The following is an 18,716-nucleotide window of genomic DNA, read 5'->3' on the forward strand; positions in this document are numbered from 1 at the left end:
CACTCTTGAGATCTGGGGCATGAGGAATCATTTGTGCCATGAGTGAGTTCGACGACCTGTACGCCGCCAACGCGAAGTTCGCCGAGACCTTCGGCAACTCCGGCCTCACCGGCCGCGCAGCCCGCGGGCTCGCCGTCGTGACCTGCATGGATTCCCGGATCGACCCGCTGGGGCTGCTCGGGCTGAAGCCCGGCGACGCCAAGATCCTGCGCAACGCCGGCGCGCGGGTGACCGACGACGTGCTCCGTACGCTGGTGCTGGCCGTCGTCCTGCTGGGGGTGGAGCGGGTGCTGGTCATGCCGCACACGGACTGCGGGATGGCGAAGGTGTCGGACGCGGACGTGCACGTGCTTGCCGCCGAACGTGGCGTGGACACGCGCAGCCTGGAGTTCCACACGGTGCCGGACCAGGAGGAGGCGCTCAAGCACGACCTGACCCGCATCAGGACGTTCCCCTTCCTGCCGCAGGGGATGCCGGTGGCCGGCGCGATCTACGACGTCCACACGGGCCGCCTGGCCCCCACCGCGTACTGACCCGAGGACCCGCAGGCGACCCGGGCCGCCCGCCTCCGGCCGGGTCGCCTCACCAGCCCCCGACCAGCCCCCGGCCAGCCCCCGGCCAGCCCCCGGCCAGCCCCCGGCCAGGCCCTTGCCCGCGGCCACCTCCGACCGGCTTTCCCGGCCTGGCCGTTCCCATGGGCACCGAGCCGCGCGCCCTGAGACGCCCTCAGAGGCGGGAAAGGGTCGCGAGGGGTGTCGTGGGACCCCAGGGGACAGCCGCAGCCTCCCAGGGGCCCCAGAAGGCCCCTGTGACCGCCAGGCGCGGCGGAACCCCGGCCCCGGGCGATCACCACCGGGCCGCAGGCGCATGGAAGGCCCTATCGGCGAGGGTGGCCGGTGCCGTTTCAGAGCAGCACCGACCCCGGTAGCGCCCTGCGCGGCCCGGTCCCGCGCGTAAACCGGCCCCAGGTGGAGCCGATCACCGCGGCACGAACCCGCGCGAAACCAGCCCCGGCCCCAGCCGGTCAGGCACGGGAACGATCCCGCACGGACCGGTCAGGCACGGAGACACCCGAGCCCATCAGGCGAGGAACCGCCCCTCGCCGGAGCCGGCGAGCCGCCGAGCCGATCCCGCGCGGGACCGGCCGGACGACGAGCCGGCCCCGGGCGGAGGCGGTCAGGCGTCGATGTGGTCGCGGTCCACCTCGGCCGCGCTGTTGACGATGAACTCCCGTCGCGGCGCGACCTCGCTGCCCATCAGCAGGTTGAAGATCCCGTCGGCCGCCTCGGCGTCCTCGATGCGCACCCGGCGCAGGATGCGGTGGCGCGGGTCCATCGTCGTCTCGGCGAGCTGGTCGGCGTCCATCTCGCCCAGACCCTTGTAGCGCTGCACCGGGTCCTTCCAGCGCTTGCCCCGCCGCTCCAGGTCGCGCAGCACCTTCTGCAGCTCCGCGTCGGAGTAGCAGTAGATGTACTTGTCCTTGCCCCGGCCGGGGTTGCTGAGCTCGATGCGGTGCAGCGGCGGCACGGCGGCGAAGACGCGCCCGGCCTCCACCATGGGCCGCATGTAGCGGTGGAAGAGGGTCAGCAGCAGGCAGCGGATGTGGGCGCCGTCCACGTCGGCGTCGGCCATGAGGATGACCTTGCCGTAGCGGGCGGCCTCGATGTCGAACGAGCGGCCGGAGCCGGCGCCGACGACCTGGATGATCGCGGCGCACTCGGCGTTCTTGAGCATGTCGCTCACGGACGCCTTCTGCACGTTGAGGATCTTGCCGCGGATCGGCAGCAGGGCCTGGAACTCCGAGTCGCGCGCCAGCTTGGCGGTGCCCAGCGCGGAGTCTCCCTCGACGATGAACAGCTCGCTGCGGTCGACGGCGTCACTGCGGCAGTCGACCAGCTTGGCCGGCAGCGCGGAGCTCTCCAGCGCGCTCTTGCGGCGCTGGTTGTCGCGGTGCTCGCGGGCCGCGATGCGGGCCTTCGCGGCGGCGACGATCTTCTCCAGCACCGCCCGCAGCGGCTGCTTGTAGCCGCGCGGCGGGTTGGCGAACAGCTCCTTGAGCTCGCGCGAGACCACGTGGGAGACGATGCGGGTGGCCGCGGAGGTGCCGAGCACCTCCTTGGTCTGCCCCTCGAACTGCGGCTCGGGCACCCTGACCGTCACGACGCCGGTGAGGCCCTCGGAGATGTCGTCCTTGGTGACGGGGTCGTCGCCGTTCTTCAGCAGGCGGGTCTCGCGCAGCAGCTCGTTGATCGTGCGGACGAGGCCGCGCTCGAACCCGCTCACGTGCGTGCCGCCCTTGGGCGTGGCGATCACGTTGACGAACGAGCGCACGGTGGACTCGTAGCCCTTGCCCCACCGGATCGCCACGTCGACGCTGAGCTCGCGCTGCACCTCGGTGGGCGTCATGTGGCCCTGGTCGTCGAGGACCGGCACGGTCTCGTGGAAGTGGCCGACGCCCTGGAGTCGCAGCACGTCGCAGACGGGCTCGTCGCGGGCGAGGAACTCGGTGAACTCGGAGATGCCGCCCTCGAAGCGGAACTCCTCCTCCACGCGCTCCTCGTGCCGGCTGTCGTAGACGGCCAGGGTCAGGCCGGGCACCAGGAACGCGGTCTGCCGCAGGCGCACGTGGATCTCGTCGAGCGAGACCTCGGCGTCGGGCAGGAAGATCTGCTTGTCGGCCCAGAAGCGCACGCGGGTGCCGGTCGGGTTTCTGGGCTGCTTGGCGCCGACGCGCAGGCCGGACTTCTTCTTGAACTTGGCCGTCGGCCCCTCGCCGTCGAAGACGCCGGGGACGCCGCGGCGGAAGCTGATCTCGTGTACGAGGCCGTCGCGGTCGACCTCCACGTCGACGCGCGCCGACAGGGCGTTGACCACGGAGGCGCCCACGCCGTGCAGGCCGCCGGAGGCGCCGTAGGAGCCGCCGCCGAACTTGCCGCCCGCGTGGAGCTTGGTGTAGACGAGCTCGACGCCCGCCAGCCCCGACTTGGGCTCGATGTCGACCGGGATGCCCCGGCCGTTGTCGCGCACCTCGATGGACCCGTCGGGGTAGAGCTCGACCTCGATCCGGTCGCAGTGCCCCGCCAGCGCCTCGTCCACGCCGTTGTCGACGATCTCCCAGAGGCAGTGCATGAGGCCGCGACTGTCGGTGGACCCGATGTACATGCCCGGGCGTTTGCGAACTGCCTCGAGGCCCTCAAGCACCGACAGGTGACGAGCCGTGTAACCCGCCTCCACTAGCGTCACTCCAGCTCCCCTGGTCTAGGCATCGAACACGTGTGCGTAGCCTACCGTTCTTCCCGGAGGCGCGCGTACAAGCTTGCCATGGCGGCACGTTTGCCGTTACCAACCGGCTGATCGTCATTACTTGGGGACACATTCCGCTCTGGGCGTAGAGAGCCGGCGGTTGGGAAGCTCCAGGTCCGGTTAGATGTTGTTCCAAGTGACTGACGCCAGATCCTCGCTTCGGCGGGGGTGACCCGAAAGGCGATACGTGACTGGAGCTCTCGCCCCCGTTAAGCCGCTGACGGCCCTCGACCGCTGCGACCGCTGCGGTGCCCAGGCCTACATTCGCGCGACCCTGCCCGTGGGTGGGGAGTTGCTGTTCTGCGCCCACCATGGGCGTCAGCACATCGCAGCGTTGCGCGAAAAGGGCGCCGACATCCTGGACGAGTCGGCTCGCCTCAGCGAAACCCCTTCCATTGCCCCCAACGACGAGCGCTGACCGGCGCTGGTCGTGATGAGATAACCACATATTGCACGATCAGAACGGCGACCCCGGACTCCCCGGGGTCGCCGTTCTGCGTTCACCCCCACCCCTCCGGGCCGCCGTCCTGCGTTCACCCTCGCCCTCCGGGCCGCCGTCCTGCGTTCACCCTCGCCCTCCGGGCCGCCGTCCTGCGTTCACCCCCACCCCTCCGGGCCGCCGTCCTGTGCCCGTCTTCATCCCTCCGCCCAGGGGTGGATCCGAGCCCGAGATCCCGCGGCTTTCCTCCGTTCAACCCGCCCCGGATGAGCGGGAATCCGATTCTGCGAGCTCCCACTTGGGCGATTCCCCCCTCATCAGCCCCAGACCAGGACAACTCCCCCTCCCGATCCGTCACCCCACCGACGCGACCGCGTTCGCGGCGACGGGCGCGACGGGCCGGCAACCTGCGCCACTGGGGCCATTGCCGCCGACTGAAGTCATCGAAGTCGCCGAAGTCGCCGGACTCGCCGGCGGGTCCGGACAGGGCGTGGACCAGGGCGCTGGCCAGGGCGAATAGGGTAAGGGGCTGTGTTGATCCTGTTGCCGCCGTCCGAAGGCAAGGCGTCGCAGGGCAGCGGTCCCCCTGTGGGCGAGCTGTCCTTCCCCGTCCTCGACAAGTCCCGCAAGCGGGTGCTGAACGCGCTCGTCCGGGCGTCCAAGCGCCGCGACGCGCTCGACGTGCTGGGCCTGACGCCGGGGCTGGCGGGTGAGCTGGCCAAGAACGTGGCACTGAAGACCGCCCCCACACTTCCCGCCGCCGAGCTCTACACCGGCGTGCTCTACGACAACCTGGGCCTGGACACCTTGGACGAGGAGTCGAGGAAGCGGGCGGAGGAGTCGTTGCTGATCTTCTCGGGCCTGTGGGGTGTGGTGAAGATCACAGACTGGATCCCGCCGTACCGGCTCTCGATGGGCGTCAATCTCCAGCCGCTCGGCGGGCTGGCCGCGTTCTGGCGCCCGCAGATCAGCAAAGAGCTGGACCGGGTGCCGGGGCTGGTGGTGGATCTGCGTTCGGCGACGTACGCGGGGGCCTGGCAGCCGGGCGAGCGCTCGGTGACAGTACGCGTCTTCAGGGACGGCAAGGTCGTCAGCCACATGGCCAAGGCGACCCGGGGCGAGATCGCCCGCGCCCTGCTCAGGCAGGACACGGCACCTTCCGCCCCCGACGAACTGGCCAAGATCCTCGACACCCTCGGCTACACCGTCACCCTGACCGAACCACCCCGCCCCACCCGCCCCTGGACCCTGGACGTCCACGTCACCGACCCCACCTGACCCCGATCCGGCACCCGCCCGTGCCAGGCGCCCCGTGCCGCGATCCACATCGCCACCCTGTGCCCGATGCCCACGAAAACCAGGCGCCCGGCAGCCGCGCCCCTGGACGTCGGGCCTCCGGACGCAGGGACCCCGGAAACGTCTCACGCCCCGCCGGTGAGTAACCGGCGGGGCGTGGAGACGTGCGTGGTGCGGCCAGGGCCCTCGCGGGAGGGCCCAGGGCCTCGGCCCGGGTCAGTCCAGGTAGTCGCGCAGGACCTGGGACCGGGACGGGTGGCGCAGCTTGGACATGGTCTTCGACTCGATCTGGCGGATGCGCTCACGGGTGACCCCGTAAACCTTGCCGATCTCGTCGAGGGTCTTCGGCTGACCGTCGGTGAGCCCGAAGCGCATCGACACGACGCCCGCCTCCCGCTCCGACAACGTGTCGAGAACGGAGTGCAACTGCTCCTGCAGCAGCGTGAAGCTGACGGCGTCGGCCGGGACGATGGCCTCGGAGTCCTCGATGAGGTCGCCGAACTCGCTGTCGCCCTCCTCACCCAGCGGGGTGTGGAGGGAAATGGGCTCGCGGCCGTATTTCTGGACCTCGACGACCTTCTCGGGCGTCATGTCCAGCTCGCGGGCCAGCTCTTCCGGCGTGGGCTCGCGACCCAGGTCCTGCAGCATCTGCCGCTGGACGCGGGCCAGCTTGTTGATCACTTCGACCATGTGGACCGGGATGCGGATGGTCCGCGCCTGGTCGGCCATGGCACGCGTGATCGCCTGCCGGATCCACCACGTGGCGTAGGTGGAGAACTTGTAGCCCTTGGTGTAGTCGAACTTCTCGACGGCCCTGATCAGGCCCAGGTTGCCTTCCTGGATCAGGTCGAGGAAGAGCATGCCGCGCCCGGTGTAGCGCTTGGCCAGCGAGACCACGAGCCGGAGGTTGGCCTCCAGCAGGTGGTTCTTGGCGCGGCGGCCGTCCTCGGCGATCCACTCCAGCTCGGCCTTGACGTCGACCGGCAGGCCGTCGGCCTCGCCGCCGCCGAGCTGCTCCTCGGCGAACAGGCCGGCCTCGATGCGCTTGGCCAGCTCGACCTCCTGCTCGGCGTTGAGCAGGGGGACCTTGCCGATCTGCTTGAGGTAGTCCTTCACCGGGTCGGCGGTGGCGCCGGCGGCGGCGACCTGCGCCACGGGCGCGTCGTCGTCGTCGTCGGAGAGGATGAGGACCTCGTCCTCGCTCTTCTCCACCGCCGCGACGTCGGCGGCCTTGGGCTCGTCGTCGGAGTCGGCGTCGTCGTCGGAGTCGCCCTCGGCGTCGGCATCGTCCTCGGCGACGATGTCGTCGTCGACGTCGATGTCCTCGAGGTCCTCCAGCACCACGTCGCCGTCGAGCTCGAGGTCCTCGTCGTCGTCCGTCTCGCCCCGCGGGGCCTCGGGCGCCTTCGGCTTGGTCTCGGCAGGCCCAGCGTTCTTCTGCTCGGCCTTCTTGGCGGCGGCGGGAGCCGCGGCCTTCTTCGCCGCCGGGGCGGCCTTCTTGGCAGGGGCCGCCTTCTTGGCGGCCGGCTCGGCTTCAGCGGTGCCCACGACCGCGGTCACGGTCTCGGGCTGCTGCTCTTTGGCGGCCGCCGCCGTCTTGGTCTTGACGGGGGCGGCGGTGCGGCGCTTTGCTGGACCACGAGACTTCTTCGGCGCAGCCGAATCCGCGGCGGTCACCACCACGGTCACGCCCTCTTTGCTGAGGTTCCGCAAGAACGCGGCGGCGTGCGACATGGGGATGTCCGCCTCCTCGAAGGCCTGACGGACATCCTCAGACTCGAGGAAACCCTGCGAGCGCCCACGCTCGAGCAGTCGCTGAATGACGGGCTCGTTCAGCTCTTGTGGCTTCGAGCGAGTCGAACTTGCAGGCGACACGAACACCTCTCGAACGAACGCGTGGCGACAATGGACCCAGATGCCCGCTGGGGGGCTGTTGCCTCTCTCGGAGATCGGTGAGGCCGTGCGGACCGCGACGGACCTGCACAGCATTGTGGCACGACCCCGCACTCCATACGGCCACCTCCCGGCGGTTGACCTCCACCCTAGGCCGACCCAGACAGTAGTGCGTACGTAAGCGGGGCACTGATACCCGAAAGCAACCGTTATGACTGTTTCATTCAGTCACTCTTCGTGGCTGGTGGGACGTGAATTGCGAGCGCGGTAACGTCATCATCCTGTTCATATCCAGACAACATCCGGTCAACCAGGAAGTCCAGCAGCATATGCGGACTGCTCACCACCTCTGGCGGCGCTTCGGTCACAACACTGCAAAGCTCTGCCAGCCCGGCGTCGAGCCCCCGCTTCCTGTTCTCCACGAGCCCGTCGGAGTAGAGCACGGCGGTATGGCCGGGCGGCACCACGAACCGGAACTGCCTGCGACTGGTCGGCCAGCCTAGCGGAGTGCCCGGCTCGGCGTCGCACAGGATCGCCGTGCCCTGCGGAGAGACCAGGACGGGCGGCGGGTGCCCGGCCAGGGCCAGCGTGCCCTCGCCGGTGACCGGCTCGACCACCATGTACGCCAGCGTCGTGACCTGCTCCTCCTCTTCCGTGGCCTCGAAGACCCGGTCGAGCCCGGTGAGCACGGCCGCGGGCGGCGGGTTGGTCAGCGCCAGCGCCCGCATGGCGTTGCGGATGCGCCCCATGCCGGCCGCGGCCTTGACGCCCTTGCCCATGACGTCGCCGACGACCGCCGCGACGCGGCCGTCCTGCAGCACGAACGCGTCGTACCAGTCGCCGCCGACCTGCACGTGGCGGCTGCCCGAGCGGAAGCGCTGGGCCAGCACCAGGCCCTTGACCACCGGCAGGCGGTCGGGCAGCAGGCTGCGCTGCAGCGTCTCTGCGGTGCGGTGCTCGCGCTCGAACAGCGTGGCCCGCTCCACCGCCAGCGCGCACTGGCCGGCCAGCGCCTCCAGGAAGACGCCGTCCTCCTGGGAGATCTTCTGCGGGCGGGTGAAGGAGAACCGCAGCGCGCCCAGGGCGCGGCCGGCGGCCAGCAGCGGCAGACCCACCCAGGCCCGCTCGTCGCCGTGGGCCAGGAACCCGGCCAGCACCTCCTCGTCGCCGCCGGCCTCCAGGAGCTGGGCCTTCAGCGACTCGGGCGACTCGGCGAAGACCGGCCGGCGGCTGTTGACCGCCATGGTCATCACGTTGGAGTGGGACAGCGGGATCTCGTCGCCGGTGGCGCCGGACGCCTCCAGGATGCCCTCGCCGTTGATCAGCTTGAGCGCGGCGCGGTCGGTGTCGAGCAGCGCGACCGCCGAGCGGTCGGCGGCCAGGGCGGTACGGCCCACGTCGATGATGACCTGCACCACCTGCTCGACCGTCAGCGCCTCGGCGAGCATGGCCGTGGCGCCCTGCAGCCGGGCCGTGCGCAGGGCGGCGGCGCCGAGCTAGTCGGTCAGCCTGCCGCGCATCTCCTCGGCCTCGCGCTGCGGCGTGACGTCGGTGTTGGCGCCGACCCACTCGACCACCCTGCCGTGGCGGATGATCGGCACGGCGCGCACCTCGAAGTGGCGGTAACCGCTGGCGCGGGTGCGCACGCGGTAGTTCCACTCGAACATGGTGCGGCCGCGCAGGGCCTCGCGCCAGGCCTCCTCGGTCTGCTGGCGCTCCTCGGGGTGCACGACCTCCAGCCAGCCGTTGGCGAGGTATTCCTCCAGGCCCTGGCCGGTGATGGCGCGCCACTGCGGGGCGTCCTCGATCACCGCGCCGGTGGGCGAGGTGATCCAGACGAGCTGGGACTGCGCCTCGACCAGCGAGCGGTAGCGCTCCTCGCTGCGGCGCAGCGCCTCCTCGGTCTGGCGGCTCTCGGTCACGTCGAGCCCGACCAGCGCGATCGCGCGCAGCTCGCCCTGGTCGTCGTGGACCGGCGAGAACGACAGCGACCAGTGCCTGGTGTCGCCCTCCGCCGACCGCACCCGCACGCGGCCCTCGGTGACGGGCGCGTCGGTCTCGATGACGGCCTGCACGGCATGGGTGATGATCTGGCTGAGGTCGGCGGCGAGCACCTCGACGGGCGCCCTGCCGACCATGCGCTCCGCGGGCACGTTGACGACGTCGCTGAACACGTCGTTGACCCGCTGGATGCGGCTGTCGGCGTCGAAGAACGCGAAGGCGAACTCCGCCTCCGACAACATGCCCTTGAAGAGGGCGGAGTCTGAGATGTCCACATCCGACTCCCGGGGACGGGGAACGGAGGTCTCGGCGCTCATGGTCCGCACCTCCGTCGCGTGCCAGGGTCTCCCACGCGGCACATCTCCATAACTGTGTATCGGCGTAGCGCAGCTCCGGGCGACCGGATTCTGCAGTACATCATCGACGATGGGCATGTACGGACGGAAGCCCCCGCCGCGGCCCTGTCGCCTCTAGGGTCTACGCATCCTGTCAAAGTCGCTCCACATTGCGCAGCAAGATCAGGTTACAGCGCCAGATCTCCGGGGCGGATGCCGCCGGGTCTCCGGGCCCCTATGGGGCCTTCGCCGCGCGCTTGGCCTCCTGCTTGGCGGCGCGCACGCGGGCCAGGCTGTCGGCGTCGACCACGTCGGCGACCGACCGTCGCGACCCCTCCTCGCCGTAGGGTCCGGCTGCCTCACGCCAGCCTGACGGCTGGACCCCCAGTTGCTTGCCCAGCAATGCCAAAAAGATCTGGGCCTTCTGCTTGCCGTATCCCGGCAGGGCCATGAGTCGTTTCAACAAGTCTTTGCCGTCGGCGGCGTCGGCCCAGATCTTCTCGGGCCTGCCGTCATAGTGTTCGACGAGATAGGCCGCGAGCTGCTGGACGCGGGCGGCCATAGACTTGGGATAGCGGTGCACGGCCGGCTTCTCCGCCAGCAGCGCGGTGAACGCCTCGGGATCATAGGAGGCGATCTCCTCGGCGGTGAGGTCGTGCCCCAGCCGCTGGGAGATCGTGTAGGGCCCCGTGAACGCCCACTCCATGGGGATCTGCTGGTCGAGCAGCATGCCGACGAGCAGGGCGAGCGGGCTGCGGCCGAGGAGCTCGTCTGCCTCGCTCCGCTGGGCGAGCTGGATGCGCATGGAGACAGCTTCGCATGAAAGCTCGTCCGGTGAAGTGAACACAGGCGTCGTGGGGCCTTGACACGAGCCCGAGAAAAGGTGAAATGAGAGCGCAAGTCGCCCTGCAGCCATTCCTGGGGGTTTGCCCCTGGGTCTCCAGAGGAATCTCACTCCTATGCTCGCTCTGGCCACACGGTTCCTGCGGGAGCCGGTCAGTCTCAGGCTGGCCGAAGAGTTCCTGACCGTTCCCGTGGACACGATCGATCGCTGCGTAGCCGACGTGTGCGCGTGCGCGCACCACCTGGGCATCTCAGCCACTCCTGAGATCGTGGAGCGCATCGCTCGCGAGCACCTGCTCGCGATCGTGAACTCCGCGCCGCCTCCCCGGAGCATCCGCTAGCGCATTCGCGGCCCGAGGGCCGGCCGAGCACGGACCACGTCATCGTGCCCGGCGAAAGCGCCGTCCCCGATAACATCGGGGTCACCAGGCCGAGTTCTACGCACCGTTTACGCCTGGAATACGAGAGAGTGAGGGTGTGCGCCGACACCGACGAGATCCCCGGGAGAGCACCCCGCCAGACGACGTGTTCAAGGAGATGGTGCAGGCGGCTCGCGAGCTGCTGGCCGTACGCACCCCGCTCGACGCGGAGCTGATGGTCTCCGACATGATCGGCGCCTGGTGGGGCAGACGGGTCAGGGGCGGCGACGTCGAGCAGGTGCTCGGTGAGGGTCTGGTCGACTACGCGGCCAAGGCCGGCACGCCGGCCTCCCTGACGCTGCTCATCTGCCTGGCCTACCTGGGCACCGCCCGCCAGGGCGCCAAGGCCGAGGGCGCGGCGCTGGCGATGATGGAGTCGGGCGTGGCCAGGCCGGGCTGGGCCGACCGGGTGGGCGCGGTCAAGCCGGCCGGCTGCTACGTCTCCCGCGACGCCTACGGCGACCAGGACACGGTGATCTGCACCTTCGACTACCGCTGGAACGACAGCAGGCACCCCGTCGACCGGCACGCGCTGGTCATGGTGGTCGACTACAACATGAGCGGCATGGCGCGCGACGCCTGGGTCTCCTCGCAGGTCGACAAGCTGCTGGAGCAGGCCAGGGCCGAGGCGGCGGGCAACCCGCTGCTGCTGTTCGAGGAGATCCAGCCCGAGCAGGCCAGGGCGCTGCTGGAGTCGGCGATGAAGGCCACGGGCGAGCCGAAGACGCCGCCGCCGGTGAGCGACAGCTACAGCGCCTACCACGCCTTCGCGCGGGCCCGGCTCAAGGCGCTGCCCCCGGGGCGCAAGCGGCCGGCGCCGCTGCACATCGAGGCCCCGTACAGCAGGGAGCGGCGGGCCATGCTGGCGGCGGAGTTCCTGGCCTCCGACGCGGCCGAGCACCTGTCCGACCCGTCGGCGGCCTCCCGCTGCGCCGACCACATCATCGACTACGGGTGCGAGCAGGACTTCAACCGGCCGCTGCGCATCAGCCCGACCAAGTGCGAGACGTTCCTGCTCGACTGGCTGCCGCGCAAGGTGATGCTGAGCGTGGCCGAGCAGGAGGCGATGCCGCACGTGCTGTCGGCGTGGGTGCGCTTCGCGGCCCGCCGCACCGGGCTGCCCGAGCAGGGGCTCAAGGCCACGCTCGACGCGGTGTGGGAGGCGATCGGGAAGTTCCCCGAGGCCTACCGCGACCCGACCTCGTTCGGGCTCGACCGGCCGCTGCTGGAGCGGCTGCTGCCCGACGGCGACCTGTCGGCGCTGGCCAGGCGGGCCTTCGCCTTCCCCTATCTGCAGGGCACGCACAACGGGATCGAGCTCGACCGGCTCAACCCGGCCGACCCCGCCGACCGGCGCACGTTGCTCGAGATCGACCACGGCGGCGCGATCGACCAGGAGCACCTGGCCTGGCACGAGGAGATCGCGACGAGGCTGTGGGACGGCGATCCGCCGCAGCTCTGGGAGGCCGCGCAGCGCCTGCTCGACCTGGGGCACGACCGTCACGACGTGCTGCACGTGCTGATCGAGATCGCCGAGCGGATCGGCGGCGATCCCGAGGAGCTGGCGGCGGCGCTCGACGACATCGCCGACATTCCCGACGAGTTCTAGCCACGGGCCGCCCTGGAGCCCCGGCCGGCAGGGCCACGCAGCCGTTATTCGTCGCGCCGGGGCGGCCGCAACCGCCATGATGGTGCCATGGCGATCGACCTCAACGCGGACCTCGGCGAGGGTTTCGGCATCTGGCGGCTCGGCGACGACCTCGCCCTGCTCGACATCGTCACCAGCGCCAACGTGGCCTGCGGGTTCCACGCGGGCGACCCGGTGACGATCAGGCGCACGTGCGCGGCGGCCGTCGACCGCGGCGTGACGATCGGGGCCCAGGTGTCCTACCGCGACCTGGCCCACTTCGGGCGCAGGGAGATGGACGTCGAGCCGGAGGAGCTGTGCGCCGAGGTGCTCTACCAGCTCGCGGCCGTCGACGGCATCGCCAGGGCGATGGGCGGGCGGGTGTCCTACGTCAAGCCGCACGGCGCGCTCTACAACCGGATCTGCCGCGACGAGGCGCAGGCGGCGGCCGTGATCGACGCGGTGGCCGACTACGACCCCGCGCTGCCGGTGCTCACGCTGCCGGGCTCGGTGGTGCACAAGGTGGCGGCGGCGGAGGGGGTGCCGACGGTGAGCGAGGCGTTCGCCGACCGGGCCTACACGCCGGCGGGCACGCTGGTGCCGCGCCGCGAGCCGGGCGCGGTCATCCACGACCCCGCCGTGGTGTCCGCGCGGGCGCGCCAGATGGCCGTGGACGGCTCTGTGACGGCCGCTGACGGCAGTTCCGTGCCGATTTCCGCCCGTTCCATCTGCGTGCACGGCGACACCCCTGACGCGGTCGGTCTGGCGCGCGGGGTGCGCGACACGCTGCTGGCGGCCGGAGTGGTCCTCCAGGCGTTCGCGTGATCAGGACGGCGGGAGAGCACGGGCTGCTCGTGGAGACCGGCTCGCTGGAGCTGTCGCACCGGCTGGACGCGGCGCTGCGGGCGCGCCGGCCCGAGGGGGTCGTGGAGATCGTGCCGGGGCCGGAGACGGTGCTGGTGGTGGCTCCGGGGGCGGATCGGGGCCGGTTGCGGGCCCGGCTGGAGGAGGCGGTGCTGCGGGAGCGCGACCGGGCCGCGGCGGGGGCGGACGACGACCGTCCCGTGGTGACGATTCCCGTGGTCTATGACGGAGCCGATCTCGATTCCGTGGCGGAGCTGGCGGGGATCTCCGTGGCGGAGGTGGTCGCGCGGCACTGCGGGCGGGAGCTGGTGGTGGGGTGGCTGGGGTTCGCCCCCGGGTTCGCCTATCTCACCGGGCTGGATCCGGTGCTGGAGCTGCCCCGGCTGGACACGCCGCGCACGTCGGTGCCGGCGGGGTCGGTGGCGGTGGCGGGGCCCTACTCCGCGGTCTACCCGGCGGCCTCGCCCGGCGGATGGCGGCTGATCGGGCGCACGGCGATGCGGGTGTGGGACGTGGCGGGCGACCCGCCCGCGCTGTTCCGGCCGGGGATGCGCGTGCGGTTCGAGGCGGCATGATCGAGGTGCTCGCGCCGGGGCCGTACGCGTCGGTCCAGGACCTGGGCAGGCCCGGCTACGCCCACCTGGGGGTGCCCCGGTCCGGAGCGGCCGACGCGCCGAGCCTGCGGCTGGCCAACCGGCTGGTCGGCAACGCCGAGACGCTGGCGGGCATCGAGCTGACGCTCGGGCGGGCGCGGCTGCGCTTCCTCGACGCGGCGTGGGTGGCGCTGGCGGGGGCGCCGCTGGCGGGCGCGGACATGGGGGCGCCGTTCCGGGTGCCGGCGGGCGGTGAGCTGCGGCTGGGCGCGCCCGTGTGGGGGCTGCGCACCTACCTGGCCGTGCGCGGCGGGATCGCGGTCGAGCCGGTGCTCGGCAGCAGGTCCACCGACTCGCTGTCGGGCCTGGGGCCCGAGCCGCTGCGGGCGGGCGCGCTGCTGCCGGTCGGCCCGCCGGAGGGCGAGATCTCCGTCGACCTGGCGCCGCCGCCCCCGCCGCGCGCGGCCGTGCTGCGCGTGCTGCCGGGGCCGCGTGACGACTGGTTCGTGCCGGAGGCGCCGGCGGAGCTGTGCGGGCGGCCGTACACCGTGACGCCCGACAGCAACCGCGTCGGCGTGCGCCTGCGGGGGCCCGGGCTGGCCCGGGCCAAGGAGGGCGAGCTGCCCAGCGAGGGCATGGTCGCCGGGGCGGTGCAGGTGCCGCCGAGCGGGCAGCCCATCGTCTTCCTCGCCGACCATCCCCCGACCGGCGGCTACCCGGTGATCGCCGTGGTGCGGGAGGCGGATCTGCCGGTCGTCGCGCAGCTCAGGCCGGGCGACGAGGTACGGTTCACCGCCCGGCCCGCGATCTGACCTCGCCTCACAGCTCGACCCGGCCGGTGACGCAGGTGATCACGTTTCCGCCGGCCCAGACGTCCTCCCCGGAGCCGAGGGAGACGTGCACGCGGCCCTCCCGGCCGAGCACGGTGCCCTGCGCGGCCACGTACGGGGCCCGGGCGCGGCCCGTGCGCAGCAGCCACTGGGCCAGCGCGGCGTTGAGGCTGCCCGTGACGGGGTCCTCCACGGTGGCGCTCTGGGAGGGGAAGAACGCCCGCACCTCGAACGCGCACGGCGCCCCCTCCGGGTACGGCCCCGCCACGCCCACGTCGTGCGGCACCGTCCCGGGGCGCAGTGCGAGCACCGCCTCGGCGTCGGCCAGCAGCAGCCCGACCCAGCCGGGGCCGTTGTCGGCCCACTCGGCGTCCACGACGTCCTCCCGCGTGATCCCGAGCGAGGCGACGATCCGGTCCAGGAGCTCCTCCTCCACCGGGCCGGAGCGGATCAGGGGCGGCGCCTCGAAGGCCAGGCCGTCGTCCGTGGCGGCGACGCGTACCAGGCCGGCCCCGCATTCCTGGACGATGAGGCCCGGCGTGCGCGGCTCGCCCCCGGACTCCAGCCAGGCGTGGCAGGAGCCCAGCGTGGGGTGCCCGGCGAAGGGCAGCTCGGCGTCGGGGGTGAAGATCCGTACGCGGTAGTCGGCCTCGGGCGTGGTGGGCGGCAGCAGGAAGGTGGTCTCGGACAGGTTCGTCCACCTGGCGAAGCGCTGCATCTCCGCCGTGTCCAGCCCGTCGCCGTCCACCACCACGGCGAGCGGGTTGCCCCGGTAGGGGGCCGCGGCGAACACGTCGACCTGGGTGAATCTGCGCAACATAGCTGCGAGTCTCCCAGACGGGTCTTTCCCGGTGCGGACGCCGCCCCCAGACTGGACGGTGTGGCGGACTTTGACGTGGTGGTCCTGGGCTCCGGACCCGGTGGGCAGAAGGCCGCGATCGCGGCGGCGAAACTCGGCAGGCGCGTCGCCCTGGTCGAGAAACGGAACATGATCGGCGGCGTCTGCATCAACACGGGCACGATCCCCTCCAAGACCCTGCGCGAGGCCGTCCTCTACCTCACGGGCCTCAACCAGCGCGAGCTGTACGGCGCCAGCTACCGCGTCAAGGACGAGATCACGGTCGCCGACCTCGGGATGCGCACCCAGCACGTGATCGGCCGCGAGATCCAGGTGATCCGCAGCCAGCTCGCCCGCAACCGCGTGACGGTGCTGCTGGGCACCGGCCGGTTCCTGGACGAGCACACGATCGGGATCACCGGCGAGGAGGAGAGGAAGGTCACCGCCGAGAAGATCGTGATCGCCACGGGCACCTCCCCGGCCCGGCCCGGCAGCGTCGAGTTCGACGACCGGACGGTGATCGACTCCGACGCCATCCTGCACCTCGACCGGATCCCCGAGACGATGGTCGTGGTGGGCGCGGGGGTGATCGGCATCGAGTACGCCTCCATGTTCGCCGCGCTCGGCACCAAGGTGACGGTGGTCGAGCGGCGCGAGCGCATGCTGGAGTTCTGCGACCTGGAGATCGTCGAGGCGCTCAAGTACCACCTGCGCGACCTGGCGGTGACCTTCCGGTTCGGCGAGAGCGTGGCGGCCGTCGAGCGCCGCCCGCGCGGCGCGCTGACCCTGCTGGAGAGCGGCAAGAAGATCCCCGCCGACTGCGTCATGTACTCCGCGGGCCGCCACGGCAAGACCGCCGAGCTGTGCCTGGAGGCCGCCGGCCTGGCCGCCGACGACCGGGGGCGGATCAAGGTGGACGAGAACTACGCCACCGAGGTGCCGCACATCTACGCCGTGGGCGACGTGATCGGCTTCCCCGCGCTCGCGGCCACGTCGATGGAGCAGGGGCGGCTGGCCGCCCAGCACGCGTGCGGCGAGCCGGCCGGCGACCTGAACGAGCTGCCGCCCATCGGCATCTACACCATCCCCGAGATCAGCTTCGTCGGGAAGTCGGAGGACGAGCTGACCCGGGAGAAGGTGCCGTTCGAGGTGGGCGTCTCGCGCTACCGGGAGCTGGCCAGGGGGCAGATCATCGGCGACTCGTACGGGATGCTCAAGCTGCTGGTCTCCTCCGAGGACCGGCGGCTGCTGGGCGTGCACGTGTTCGGCACCCAGGCCACCGAGCTGGTGCACATCGGGCAGACGGTCATGGGGTGCGGGGGGACGGTCGACTACCTGGTCAACGCGGTGTTCAACTATCCGACGCTGGCGGAGTCGTACAAGGTGGCGGCGCTGGACGCGACGAACAAGATGCGGACGGTGGCCCGGCTCACCGCGGAGATGTGAGCCGGGCCCCGCCCGTCACGACAGGGTCCACTTCTGGTCGGCGCCGCCATGCGGACTCCGCGCTCGGCCGTGCCGCCAGGATGTTCAGCGGGCGAAGCTGATCTCCACCCTGCGGTTCTTGGCCCGGCCCTGGGGATTGTCGCCCCCGTCGGGCAGCGCGTTGGGCGCGACCGGGTCGGCCTCGCCGTGGCCGGCGACGGTGAACGTGACGCCGGTGACGAGCTTGCCCAGCGCGGTGTGCACGGCCCGCGCCCGCCGCTGCGACAGCTCCAGGTTGTAGGAGTCGGAGCCCTTGTCGTCGGTGTAGCCGTCGATCCTGACCTCCTTGCCCGCCGCCTCCGCCTTCAGCGCCTCGGCCGCCTGACGGAGCCGGCTCTCGGCCTTGCCGGTCAGCGTGGCCTTGTCGAAGGCGAACAGCACGTCGGCGGCGAAGGTGATCGTGCGCTGCCTGCCGCTCGTCTCGTTGGTGACCGACTCGTCGAGGCTGGCGATGCGCTCGCCGATGTCCAGCACCTTGCCGGTGATGTCGACGACCGGCGCGGTGACCGGCGTCTGTCCCTCCAGCGGTGGCTGGGTCGGCGTCGCCGCGAGCAGCCCGGCCAGCGCCGCCGCGCTAAGAGATCGGTACATCGGCCAGCGTCCCCACGTTCGGGATGTGCACGTCCACGGAGGTGACGTCGGCCGGCGGGGCGGCGAACGTGGCCGAGAACACCGCGGTGTCGTCCTGCTTCAGGAACAGCGACTCGATGCGGCTGCACACGCACTTGCCCTCGCTGTCCAGGGCCACGAGGTGCTTCTTGGCGTTCTTGACGTCCACCAGGAAGACGCCGTCGACGGTGGGGTTCTGCGAGGGCACCGCGGCGAAGGCGTTGTGCACCTGCCAGCCGAGACCGCCGCCCTCCTTGGTCACCGTGGCGGTGAAGGTGAGGTTGACGAAGCGTTCCCTGCGGACGAGCTGGGTGACGTCGATCCGGAACCCGTGGCCGTCGAGGGTGCCCTTCCTGCCGGCCAGCACCTTGTCCGGCGGGAGGGTGGACGACGGCGCGGCGCTCGGCGGGGCGCTGGTCGCCGGTGCGGTCGCCGACTTGGCGACCGGTTGCGACTGGGACGGGGCCTCCCGGGGAGACGGGGCCGGCCCGGGGAGCTGGCACCCCGCGGCCAACGCGGCGAGGATCACGAGAGTCAGAGCCTTCGTCAGCGTCATGGGTCGTGGAGTGTAGCCGCGTATCGGGACAACTTCCGCTGATCCCGCGAATCAAGCGCTCAGCGTCAATCGGCCGGAGTCAGTCGGCGCTCGTGCGGCGGGTCCTGGCCGCCGGCTTCTTGCGCCCCGCCACCAGGGTGTCCCCCGGCGAGGGTGCCGGCTTCCCGCCGCGGCCCGGCTCCCCCGCCTGCTCGCGGACCCGCGGATGCGGGGCGGTGTCCTCGATGCTCTCCGCGCTCTCCCCGCTCTCTGCCTTCCCGCCGTCGCCGGAGTCCGCGGGGGCGACGGGGGTGACAGGAGTGACGGGGGTGGCGGGCGCGCCGGGGCTTGCGGCCGGGCCCGAGTCGGCGGGGTGCGGCGGGTCGGCGGGGTGCGGCGGGTCGGCGGGGCGGGCCGGTGCGGGGCGGGCCGGCGCCTCCGGGTCCCCAGCAGCAGGGAGGCGGCGGCGAGCAGGACGAGCTCGTTGACGGTGATGGGGTTGAGCGGCGGCGCCACCAGGAAGACCGCCAGCGCCTCGGCGAACAGCACGAGGCCGGTCACGGAGACCGCGAGCCCGGCGATGAGCAGCGCGCCGCCGATGAGCTCGGCGAGCATGGTGACCGTGGCCCAGGCGCCGGGCGCGGGCGCGCCCTGCGCCAGGAACTTCGCCCCCGTGGTGATCAGTCCGTCTTCCAGCTTGGCCCAGCCGTTGGCGAAGAAGATACCGCCCACCCCGAGGCGGGCGACTAAAGCGGCAAGATCACGCAGGACCTGTTTCACGGTAAATGTCTGCCCTGATCGGGACA

The 18,716-nt window shown here is 71.5% G+C and carries 16 protein-coding genes and 1 pseudogene; 9 read left to right on the forward strand and 8 right to left on the reverse strand.

The window, feature by feature from the left end; genetic code table 11:
- The first annotated feature begins 38 nt into the window (after window positions 1-38).
- The gene (locus tag IO39_RS01525) at window positions 39-533 is read left to right on the forward strand and encodes a beta-class carbonic anhydrase (protein ID WP_043614514.1); all 495 of its coding nucleotides are present in this window, start codon (window positions 39-41) and stop codon (window positions 531-533) included.
- A gap of 643 nt (window positions 534-1,176) precedes the next feature.
- Here the strand turns inward: IO39_RS01525 and IO39_RS01530 are convergent.
- Entirely contained in the window at window positions 1,177-3,243 is a 2,067-nt protein-coding gene (locus IO39_RS01530) for a DNA gyrase/topoisomerase IV subunit B (protein WP_043614517.1), read from the reverse strand.
- A gap of 247 nt (window positions 3,244-3,490) precedes the next feature.
- Between IO39_RS01530 and IO39_RS01535 the strand changes: the two genes are divergently transcribed.
- Entirely contained in the window at window positions 3,491-3,721 is a 231-nt protein-coding gene (locus IO39_RS01535) for a DUF7455 domain-containing protein (RefSeq protein ID WP_043614520.1), read from the forward strand.
- Window positions 3,722-4,273: 552 nt separating this feature from the next.
- Window positions 4,274-5,020, forward strand: a complete 747-nt coding sequence (locus IO39_RS01540) for a YaaA family protein (protein ID WP_043614524.1) — start codon at window positions 4,274-4,276, stop codon at window positions 5,018-5,020.
- 234 nt (window positions 5,021-5,254) lie between these two features.
- Here IO39_RS01540 and IO39_RS01545 read toward each other — a convergent pair whose 3' ends face one another.
- The 3 genes and pseudogenes from IO39_RS01545 to IO39_RS01555 form a co-directional block, all read right to left on the reverse strand.
- Window positions 5,255-6,913 (reverse strand): RNA polymerase sigma factor, encoded by a 1,659-nt coding sequence (locus IO39_RS01545; RefSeq protein WP_084772096.1) that lies wholly within the window; start codon window positions 6,911-6,913, stop codon window positions 5,255-5,257.
- 242 nt (window positions 6,914-7,155) lie between these two features.
- Window positions 7,156-9,249 (reverse strand): annotated as a pseudogene (locus IO39_RS01550) (SpoIIE family protein phosphatase).
- A 253-nt stretch (window positions 9,250-9,502) separates the two neighbouring features.
- Window positions 9,503-10,072: an HhH-GPD-type base excision DNA repair protein gene (locus IO39_RS01555; protein ID WP_043614529.1), complete on the reverse strand. Its 570-nt coding sequence runs from the start codon at window positions 10,070-10,072 to the stop codon at window positions 9,503-9,505.
- Between the two features lie 154 nt (window positions 10,073-10,226).
- On the opposite strand from IO39_RS01555, the gene IO39_RS01560 reads away from it, so the two are divergent.
- The 5 genes from IO39_RS01560 to IO39_RS01580 all read left to right on the forward strand — a co-directional run bounded on the left by IO39_RS01560 (window position 10,227) and on the right by IO39_RS01580 (window position 14,425).
- On the forward strand, window positions 10,227-10,451 hold the full coding sequence (locus IO39_RS01560) for a hypothetical protein (protein WP_043614532.1): 225 nt from the start codon (window positions 10,227-10,229) through the stop codon (window positions 10,449-10,451).
- Between the two features lie 196 nt (window positions 10,452-10,647).
- Complete coding sequence (locus tag IO39_RS01565; RefSeq protein WP_043614834.1) at window positions 10,648-12,138, forward strand: hypothetical protein; 1,491 nt, start codon at window positions 10,648-10,650, stop codon at window positions 12,136-12,138.
- Between the two features lie 87 nt (window positions 12,139-12,225).
- On the forward strand, window positions 12,226-12,981 hold the full coding sequence (locus tag IO39_RS01570; RefSeq protein ID WP_043614535.1) for a LamB/YcsF family protein: 756 nt from the start codon (window positions 12,226-12,228) through the stop codon (window positions 12,979-12,981).
- Window positions 12,978-13,595: a 5-oxoprolinase subunit B family protein gene (locus IO39_RS01575; protein WP_043614538.1), complete on the forward strand. Its 618-nt coding sequence runs from the start codon at window positions 12,978-12,980 to the stop codon at window positions 13,593-13,595. The genes IO39_RS01570 and IO39_RS01575 overlap by 4 nt, the downstream gene beginning before the upstream one ends.
- A complete protein-coding gene (locus IO39_RS01580; protein ID WP_043614541.1) occupies window positions 13,592-14,425 on the forward strand; it encodes a 5-oxoprolinase subunit C family protein in 834 nt (277 codons plus the stop codon). Before IO39_RS01575 ends, IO39_RS01580 begins: the two co-directional genes overlap by 4 nt.
- A gap of 7 nt (window positions 14,426-14,432) precedes the next feature.
- Here the strand turns inward: IO39_RS01580 and IO39_RS01585 are convergent, their stop codons facing one another.
- Complete coding sequence (locus IO39_RS01585) at window positions 14,433-15,263, reverse strand: PhzF family phenazine biosynthesis protein (protein WP_043614543.1); 831 nt, start codon at window positions 15,261-15,263, stop codon at window positions 14,433-14,435.
- Window positions 15,264-15,323: 60 nt separating this feature from the next.
- On the opposite strand from IO39_RS01585, the gene sthA reads away from it, so the two are divergent.
- Window positions 15,324-16,727 carry a Si-specific NAD(P)(+) transhydrogenase gene (gene sthA / locus IO39_RS01590; protein ID WP_043614546.1) on the forward strand — a complete coding sequence of 468 codons (1,404 nt, stop codon included), beginning with the start codon at window positions 15,324-15,326 and terminating at the stop codon, window positions 16,725-16,727.
- Between the two features lie 84 nt (window positions 16,728-16,811).
- Here sthA and IO39_RS01595 read toward each other — a convergent pair whose 3' ends face one another.
- The 3 genes from IO39_RS01595 to IO39_RS52140 are packed head-to-tail and all read right to left on the reverse strand — an operon-like array spanning window position 16,812 to window position 18,690.
- Window positions 16,812-17,357 (reverse strand): OmpA family protein, encoded by a 546-nt coding sequence (locus tag IO39_RS01595; protein ID WP_043614549.1) that lies wholly within the window; start codon window positions 17,355-17,357, stop codon window positions 16,812-16,814.
- Complete coding sequence (locus IO39_RS01600; protein WP_157547791.1) at window positions 17,341-17,931, reverse strand: hypothetical protein; 591 nt, start codon at window positions 17,929-17,931, stop codon at window positions 17,341-17,343. Before IO39_RS01600 ends, IO39_RS01595 begins: the two co-directional genes overlap by 17 nt.
- Window positions 17,932-17,982: 51 nt before the next feature.
- Complete coding sequence (locus IO39_RS52140) at window positions 17,983-18,690, reverse strand: DoxX family protein (RefSeq protein WP_169789007.1); 708 nt, start codon at window positions 18,688-18,690, stop codon at window positions 17,983-17,985.
- Between the last annotated feature and the right edge of the window lie 26 nt (window positions 18,691-18,716).

Source organism: Nonomuraea candida (assembly GCF_000725485.1).
Lineage (GTDB): Bacteria > Actinomycetota > Actinomycetes > Streptosporangiales > Streptosporangiaceae > Nonomuraea > Nonomuraea candida.